Source organism: Phytoactinopolyspora endophytica (genome assembly GCF_004138495.1).
Lineage (GTDB): Bacteria > Actinomycetota > Actinomycetes > Jiangellales > Jiangellaceae > Phytoactinopolyspora > Phytoactinopolyspora endophytica.
Genome location: NZ_ML142862.1, coordinates 163,900 through 165,177, shown reverse-complemented (window position 1 = coordinate 165,177; position 1,278 = coordinate 163,900). Strand labels below are relative to the sequence as shown.

Below are 1,278 nucleotides of genomic sequence, written 5' to 3'. Positions count from 1 at the left end.
GCCGATGCCCGAGCCGAACCCTGGACGGGAATTTCTCCCTCCCCACCTCTCTGGTCACCTTGCCGAACCCAGGCGAGATCGGATCCGCCGCGTCGTACTTCGAAGGAGCTGGAGGTGCGGTCAACGGCTGGGACCAGACGGCCGGGGGCGACGTCTGCGTCGAGCGCCTTTGTCGATCGGGCGATCAGGTCGCGGAGGCGGTCGTCGATCTGCTGGTAGGTCTCGCGAGCCTCGCGGTGCACCCAGGAGATGGATGAACCGGGCAGGATGTCGTGGAACTGCAGCACCATCACGGTCGACCAGATGTCGTCGAGCTCATCGGCCGGGTAGGGAGCGCCGGCGATGACAGTGGCGGCGCTGGCGAGATACTCCGCGGTCCGGAGCATCGCCTCGGCCCGGCGGTTTCCCTGCTTCATGGCGATCTGCGAGGTGAGCGTGCCGCGATGCAGCTCGAGGTAGAGCTCACCGAGCCAGACCGCCGGATCGCCGGCGGCGACGATCTCGTCCTCGGCGTCGGAGAAGAAATCGGAGGGTTTGCGGAGCTCCACGCGGGGAGCTCCCTCGAGGTCGGCGAAGCGGCGGGCGCGGGCGACCATCTCGCGGGTGGGTCCACCTCCGCCGTCCCCGTAGCCGAACGGCACCAGGGAATGCGAGGAGACGGCCTTGTCCCGGAAGTTCGTCACGGCGTGCTGCAGCTCGTTGGCGCTGACCTCCGCCGCGTAGGTGTCGACCGGCGGGAAATGGGTGAAGATGCGGGTGCCGTCGATGCCTTCCCAGAAGAACGAGTGGTGCGGGAACGGGTTGGTGTCGTTCCAGGAGATCTTCTGCGTGAGGAACCAGCGGAAACCGGCGCGTCGGGCGAGCTGCGGCAACGCTCCCGAGTAGCCGAAGCTGTCCGGCAGCCACACCTCGTCCGGCTCGATGCCGAACCGGTCGATGAAGTACCGCTTGCCACGGGTGAACTGCCGCACGATCGACTCGCCGGCCGGCATCACGGCGTCGGACTCGACCCACATGCCGCCGACGGGGACGAAGCGGCCCTCGGCGACCCGGGCGCGGAGCCGCTCGAACAGGTCGGGATGGTTCTGCTCCAGCCATGCGTACTGCTGCGCGGAGGACATGGCGTAGACGAGGTCGGGGTCGCCGTCCATCAGGTGCAGCACGTTGGCCACGGTCCGAGCCACCTTGCGCTCGGTCTCCCGCAGCGGCCACAGCCAGGCGGAGTCGATGTGGGCGTGCCCGACGGCGGTGGCCCGGTGCGCGCTGGCGTGTGCGGGC

The 1,278-nt window shown here is 68.9% G+C and carries 1 protein-coding gene; it reads right to left on the bottom strand.

Features of this window, described 5'->3' with window-relative positions; all coding sequences use genetic code 11:
- Positions 1–1,278, bottom strand: a 1,278-nt coding sequence (locus tag ELR45_RS38920; protein ID WP_240760101.1) for an alpha-mannosidase, incomplete at both ends; no start/stop codon positions are given.